The organism is Mesorhizobium sp. M7A.F.Ca.CA.002.09.1.1 (assembly GCF_003998555.1).
Taxonomy (GTDB): Bacteria; Pseudomonadota; Alphaproteobacteria; order Rhizobiales; family Rhizobiaceae; genus Mesorhizobium; species Mesorhizobium ciceri.
In genome coordinates this window covers 1-6,817 of sequence record NZ_RZRR01000230.1, presented here as the reverse complement: position 1 = coordinate 6,817, position 6,817 = coordinate 1, and the positions used below count along the sequence as shown (strand labels likewise).

The window sequence follows — 6,817 nt, the reverse complement described above, 5'->3', positions numbered from 1 at the left end:
GCTCTATGTGCTGGACGAGCCGTCGATCGGCCTGCACCAGCGCGACAATGCGCGCCTGCTCGATACGCTGAAGCACCTGCGCGACATCGGCAACACGGTGATCGTCGTCGAGCATGACGAGGACGCCATCCTGCATGCCGACTATGTCGTCGACATGGGCCCGGCCGCCGGCATCCATGGCGGCGAGATCATCGCCCAGGGCACGCCGCAGCAGGTCATGGCCAATCCCAATTCGATCACCGGCAAATATCTGTCGGGCGCGCTCGAAGTGGCGACGCCCGGCGTGCGGCGTGAAGCGAAGAAGAACCGCCGCATCAAGATCGTCGGCGCGCGCGGCAACAATCTGAAGAACGTCACCGCCGAAATCCCACTCGGCACCTTCACCGCCGTCACTGGCGTGTCCGGCGGCGGCAAGTCGACCTTCCTGATCGAGACGCTGTTCAAGGCCGCTTCGAGACGCATCATGGGCTCGCGCGAACATCCGGCCGACCACGACCGCATCGAGGGCCTCGAATTCCTCGACAAGGTCATCGACATCGACCAGTCGCCGATCGGCCGCACACCGCGTTCAAACCCGGCCACCTATACCGGCGCCTTCACGCCGATCCGCGACTGGTTCGCTGGCCTGCCGGAGGCCAAGGCGCGCGGCTATCAGCCGGGACGCTTTTCGTTCAACGTCAAGGGCGGCCGCTGCGAGGCCTGCCAGGGCGACGGCGTCATCAAGATCGAGATGCACTTCCTGCCCGACGTCTACGTCACCTGCGACGTCTGTCACGGCAAGCGCTATAACAGAGAGACGCTCGATGTCCTGTTCAAGGGCAAGTCGATCGCCGACGTGCTCGACATGACGGTCGAGGAAGGCGTCGATTTCTTCGCCGCCGTGCCCGGCGTGCGCGACAAGCTCGACACGCTGAAGCAGGTCGGCCTCGGCTACATCCATATCGGCCAGCAGGCGACAACGCTGTCCGGCGGCGAGGCGCAGCGCATCAAGCTGGCCAAGGAACTGTCGCGCAAGGCGACCGGCAAGACGCTCTATATCCTGGATGAGCCGACCACTGGCCTGCATTTCCACGACGTTGCCAAACTGCTGGAAGTGCTGCACGAACTGGTAGACCAGGGCAACACGGTGGTGGTCATCGAGCACAATCTCGAAGTGATAAAAACCGCGGACTGGGTGCTCGACCTCGGCCCCGAAGGCGGCGATGGCGGCGGCGAACTGGTCGCCTCCGGCACGCCGGAAGCCATCGTGCGCGAAAAGCGCAGCTACACCGGCCAGTTCCTCAAGGAGCTTCTGGAGCGACGTCCCGGAGGCAAACGCGAAGCGGCGGAGTGATCGACCGGTTGGCGCCTGGAGAGCTTTTGAATGACAATCAGAAGAGCGCTTGCCGGTGATCTCCAAACCGTCGTCTCGCTGACGGAAGCGGCTTATGCGCCTTACATCGCACTGTTCGGCGCGCCGCCGGTCCCGGTCACCGAGGACTATGCACCGCGCATCGTGCGCGGCGAGGTCTGGTTGCTGGAAAGTGGCGGCGAGCTTGCCGGGCTGATCACGCTGGAGCGACATGACGACCACGCGATGATCTTCTCCGTCGCGGTCTCCCCCGACTTTCAAGGCAAGGGCTTCGGCATTGCGCTGCTGAAACACGCGGATGAGCAGACCCATCTCTGGGGTCTGCCAGAAGTGCGGCTCTACACCAACGCCAGGATGGAGCGGAACATTGCGCTCTATCTTGCCTATGGTTTCCACGAAACGGGTCGCCGGCCCAATCCCTACCGGCCAGGATGGGTGCTCGTCGACATGGCCAAAACCGTCGATCAGATCACCGCGGCCTGATCTTTTTCTGCATTGGGAGGATGACAATGAGCACATCGGGAACAATCCGCGCCGGCATGGGCGGCTGGACCTTCGAACCCTGGGATACGTCCTTCTATCCCGACAAGCTTCCCAAGGCCAAGCAGTTGAACTACGCCACTCGCCAGGTGCCGAGCATCGAGGTCAACGGCACTTACTATTCCAGCTTCAAGGAGCCGACCTTCGTCAAATGGGCCAGCGAGGCGCCGGACGGCTTTGTCTATTCGCTGAAGGGCAACCGCTTCGTCACCAACCGGCGCGTGCTGGGCGAGGCCGGCGAATCGATGATGCGCTTTCTTGGCTCCGGCGTGGCGGCGCTCGGCGAAAAGCTCGGGCCGATCCTGTGGCAGTTCGCACCGACCAAGAAATTCGATCCGGACGATTTCGAAGCCTTCCTGAAGCTGCTCCCGGAAAAGCAGGACGGCGTTGCGCTGCGCCATGCGCTCGAAGTCCGCAACGACAGTTTTGTCGTGCCGGAATTCGCAGCACTTGCCCGAAAATACAAGGCCGCGATCGTCTACGCCGACCATGCCAAATATCCTGATATCGCCGACATCACCGCCGATTTCGTCTACGCCCGACTGCAGACCGGCAGCGATGACAATCCCGACTGCTATACGCCGAAAGGCCTCGATGAATGGGCCGCGCGGGTAAAGACCTGGGCGCAAGGCAAGCAGCCGGCCGACCTGCGGCGCGCCGACCCCGCCACCGATGCGCCGGTCAAGCCGCGCGACGTGTTCGTTTACTTCATCACCGAGGGCAAGGTGCGCGCGCCGTTCGGCGCCATGGCACTGATGAAGCGAGTGGACCAGGGTCAACCGGTGCCCTGACGCAGCGGAATCATGGCATCTTCGCCACCGTCGTAACCTTATCGATACCTCCTTGCTGCATGAATCCAGCCAGACCAGTCGCAGATCTGGGCCGCCACGGGCAAGGACGAGGGGCATGTCGCTCGACTACACTTCACTTCTCCTGGCTGTCGGTTTTTCCGCGGCCTGCCTGAGCCTGACATTGTTCGGCATGTGGCTGACCGCTCGCTCGGAGAAATTCCTGCTGACATGGGCGATCAGCCTGGTGTTCGTGGTCGGCGATATTTTTGTCTATGACGCTTATATCGACATGCCCGGGCGCCTGCTGGGCATCGCCACGCTGGCTTTCCTCCTGCTCGGTTTCTCGACAATGCTGGGCGCGGCCTACCAGTTTAGAACCGGCGGCTCGCCAGTGCCCCGAACTGTACTTGGCAGCGCCATTTCGCTGGCCGTGACGTTGCCTCCCATGGCTCTAGGCTATGACGGGCTGGGCTTCATGTTCGAAAATGCCTTCGCCGCCTTGCTTCTGTTCGCAACGGCGGTCGAATACTGGAAGGGCCGCGACGAAGCCCCTGCCCTGACGATCGGTATCACCGCGCTCTATTCTGCCACGGCCGCATCCTTCGCTCTCTGCGCCATGGTTTTAGCCTTGGATGGAAAGCTGGTCCTTGGACATGCGCCAAGCAACTGGGCCGAGGAACTGAGCCTCATCATCGTCATCGCCAGCATGACCGGGATTGGAGCGCTTTCCCTGGCCCTGAATCAGGGACGCTTGGCCCGGCATCACCGCCACAATGCCCTGACCGACCCGCTGACCGGCCTGCTCAACCGCCGCGCCCTGTTCGACCTGCACGGCGATGCGCCGGTCGGCGCCTTCACGGCGGTGGTCGTCTTCGATCTCGACAACTTCAAGGCCATCAACGACGAATTCGGCCACGCCGCCGGTGATGAGGTGCTGAGGGTGTTTGCACGGGAACTCGCCAGCAATCGCCGCCCGGCCGACGTCGCCGCGCGCATGGGCGGCGAGGAGTTCGCGCTGGTGCTGAAGCGGACCTTGCCCGAAACGGTGGAGGCCACCGCCGAGGCCATACGGGCAGCTTTCGCCGCGCACCGCATCGAAACCGAGACAGGCTCGCTGATATGCACCGTCAGTGCCGGATTTGCTTTCGGCACCAAGGAAGGCCTCGGCTTCGACAAGGTGCTCAACGCCGCCGACAAGGCGCTCTACGACGCCAAGCGCGGAGGCCGTAACCGCGTCACCGCATCTCCGTTCAGGCGCGCAAGCTAATCGCGCAACACCGGCCTCTGATCGTGGGGAGACGAATGCGGCTCCTAGGCCGCCATGACAATCTCATTGAAGGTATCGAGATCGACATAGAAGACCTTGGTGATCTCCTCGATCAGATCGTCGTAGTCGCAGCCCTGTGATCTCAAGATATTGATGGCAGCGATGATGTCGACGCGTTCGGTAAGCCGCCGCTTCTGGTAATCCTCGACGTAACGTTCCATGGCTGTCCCTTAGCCTGTGTGCCCAAACGCGTTTGAACGACAGAGATCGCAGGAGGGAAGCTAGGCAGCCTTGCTTGCGTGAAACTTGCCCGGCATTGGCCGTGGTCCTCGATCTGCGATAACCAGACTGATACGGAAGCGGCCGACTCACAAAGCCATGGAAAAGACTAGCACGCGATATTGAGCGTGCCAGAGACGCAGGTGATCGGATGGAGAAATATTGGACTTGGCAAGAACTTCGGATCGCCAACTGAAGTTCACCGCCAATGCTAGACGGTAAGGAACTTCCGCACATCAGCCCGGTCTAAATCTTCAGCCGGGCCGGTATGGACGATCACGCCCCGGTCCATGATGTTGACCTCGTCGGCGAGCTCGCGGCAGAAATCGAGATATTGTTCGACCAAAAGCACGGCGATGCCCGCCTGGTCGCGTAGATAGCGGATGGCGCGGCCGATGTCCTTAATGATCGACGGCTGTATGCCCTCGGTCGGTTCATCGAGCACGAGCAGTTTCGGCCGCATCACCAGCGCCCGCCCGATGGCGAGCTGTTGCTGCTGGCCGCCGGAAAGATCGCCGCCGCGACGGCCGAGCATCTGCTTCAGCACAGGGAACAATTCGAAGACATGCGCCGGAATGTTGCGGTCGGCTCGCCTCAGCGGCGCAAAGCCTGATTCCAGGTTCTCCCGCACGGTGAGCAGCGGAAAGACCTCCCTGCCCTGCGGTACGAATGCGATGCCCGACCGGGCGCGGTCATACGCCGCGCTCCGGTCGAGCGCCTTCCCCTCGAAGGCAACGCTTCCGCTCGTCAGCCGGTGGTGGCCGACGATCGATCTCATCAAACTGGTCTTACCGACGCCGTTGCGGCCGAGCACGCAGGTGATCTTGCCGGCGCCCGCCTTCAGCGATACGCCGCGCAGCGCCTGGGCGGCGCCGTAGTGCAGCGTGGCATTGGAAACTTCGAGCATGTCAGCGCCGTCTCCAGAACCTGAGAAACGACAGATCGAAGTGATGGAACTGAACCCGCCAGACCATGCTCATCTCCCCAGATAGACTTCGACGACACGCTCGTCGGCCGACACGAAATCGAGTGTGCCTTCCGAGAGCACCGAGCCCTCGTGCAGGCAGGTGACCTTGACGCCGAGCTCGCGCACGAAATGCATGTCGTGCTCGACGACGATGACCGAATGGTCGCGGGCGATATCCTTGAGCAGCCGCGCGGTTTCCTCGGTCTCGGCATCGGTCATGCCGGCGACCGGCTCGTCAACCAGAAGCAGTTTCGGGTCCTGCGCCAAGAGCATGCCGATCTCCAGCCACTGCTTTTGCCCATGGCTGAGATTGGCCGCCAGTTCGTCACGCTTGTCGCCAAGCCGGATGATGCCGAGGATGTCATCAATCTGCCGCGTCTCGGCGGCCGAGCGGCGGTGAAACAGCGCCGGGAAGATCGAGCGAGGACCCTTCAGCGCCAGCATCAGGTTTTCCTCGATCGTGTGGCTTTCGAAGACGGTCGGCTTCTGAAATTTACGGCCAATGCCCATCATTGCGATCTCGGCCTCGTCGTGCTTGGTCAGATCGACTTGGCCGTCGAAGAACACTTCGCCCTCGTCGGGCCGCGTCTTGCCGGTGACGATGTCCATCATCGTCGTCTTGCCGGCGCCGTTGGGGCCGATGATGGCGCGCATCTCGCCCTTGTCGAGCACCAGCGACAGATTGTTGATGGCGCGAAAGCCGTCGAAGGAGACCGAGACGCCGTCGAGATAAAGGATCGTGTTCGACTTTGACATGGTCGCTCACTCCGCCGGCTGTGGTTCGGGGTTGCTGGCGGACCAGTCACCTGGCTTTCTTGCTTCACTGCGAACGATTTTCGCCGGCGGCGAGACATCGGCATCGGTGCCGGCTTCCTCGGCAATCGAAGCAGCTCGCAACGCCTTGGCGTTGCCGCGCCAGCTGTCCCACATGCCGATGATGCCCTTGGGCAGCAAAAGCGTGACGGCGACGAATAGTCCACCCAGTGCAAACAGCCAGAACTCCGGCAGTACGCCGGTGAACCAGGATTTTCCGGCATTGACCAGCAACGCACCGATGATCGGCCCGACAATGGTGCCGCGCCCGCCGACAGCCGCCCAGACGACGACTTCAATCGAATTGGCCGGCTCGAATTCACCCGGATTGATGATGCCGACCTGCGGCACGTAGAGCGCGCCGGCTATGCCGGCCATGACGGCCGAGACGGTGAAGGCGAACAGTTTCACGTTCTCCGCCCGCCAGCCGAGGAAGCGCGTGCGGCTCTCGGCATCGCGTACCGCCATCAAGAGCTTGCCGTATTTTGAGCCGACGATCGCCCAGGTGACGAAGACGGCAAGTGCCAGCATCACCGCGCTGGCGGCAAACAGCGCCGAGCGCGTCGCGTCGGCCTGCACGTTGAAGCCCAGAATATCCTTGAAATCGGTCAGGCCGTTGTTGCCGCCGAACCCCATGTCGTTGCGGAAAAAGGCAAGCAGCAGCGCATACGTCATCGCCTGGGTAATGATGGAGAGATAAACGCCGGTGACGCGGCTGCGGAAGGCGAACCAGCCGAAGACGAAAGCCAGCAGGCCAGGCACCGCGAGCACCATGAGGCCGGCGAACCAGAAATGGTCGAAGCCATACC

General features: G+C 62.3%; 8 protein-coding genes. 4 read left to right on the top strand and 4 right to left on the bottom strand.

Annotated elements, in window-relative coordinates; genetic code table 11:
* The 4 genes from uvrA to EN994_RS12650 form a co-directional block, all read left to right on the top strand.
* A partial coding sequence (uvrA, locus tag EN994_RS12665; protein WP_127307566.1) for an excinuclease ABC subunit UvrA occupies positions 1–1,333 on the top strand: 1,333 nt, incomplete at its 5' end.
* A 30-nt stretch (positions 1,334–1,363) separates the two neighbouring features.
* Positions 1,364–1,834: a GNAT family N-acetyltransferase gene (locus tag EN994_RS12660; RefSeq protein WP_063167931.1), complete on the top strand. Its 471-nt coding sequence runs from the start codon at positions 1,364–1,366 to the stop codon at positions 1,832–1,834.
* 26 nt (positions 1,835–1,860) lie between these two features.
* Entirely contained in the window at positions 1,861–2,682 is an 822-nt protein-coding gene (locus EN994_RS12655; protein ID WP_063167930.1) for a DUF72 domain-containing protein, read from the top strand.
* A 115-nt stretch (positions 2,683–2,797) separates the two neighbouring features.
* A complete protein-coding gene (locus EN994_RS12650; protein ID WP_013531843.1) occupies positions 2,798–3,949 on the top strand; it encodes a GGDEF domain-containing protein in 1,152 nt (383 codons plus the stop codon).
* A 44-nt stretch (positions 3,950–3,993) separates the two neighbouring features.
* Here the strand turns inward: EN994_RS12650 and EN994_RS12645 are convergent, their stop codons facing one another.
* The 4 genes from EN994_RS12645 to urtC form a co-directional block, all read right to left on the bottom strand.
* Entirely contained in the window at positions 3,994–4,170 is a 177-nt protein-coding gene (locus EN994_RS12645; protein WP_013531844.1) for a hypothetical protein, read from the bottom strand.
* Positions 4,171–4,439: 269 nt separating this feature from the next.
* Positions 4,440–5,135: an urea ABC transporter ATP-binding subunit UrtE gene (gene urtE / locus EN994_RS12640; protein WP_013531845.1), complete on the bottom strand. Its 696-nt coding sequence runs from the start codon at positions 5,133–5,135 to the stop codon at positions 4,440–4,442.
* A 69-nt stretch (positions 5,136–5,204) separates the two neighbouring features.
* Positions 5,205–5,951, bottom strand: a complete 747-nt coding sequence (gene urtD / locus EN994_RS12635; RefSeq protein WP_013531846.1) for an urea ABC transporter ATP-binding protein UrtD — start codon at positions 5,949–5,951, stop codon at positions 5,205–5,207.
* A 6-nt stretch (positions 5,952–5,957) separates the two neighbouring features.
* On the bottom strand, positions 5,958–6,817 hold an 860-nt coding region (gene urtC / locus EN994_RS12630; protein ID WP_127307565.1), incomplete at its 5' end, for an urea ABC transporter permease subunit UrtC.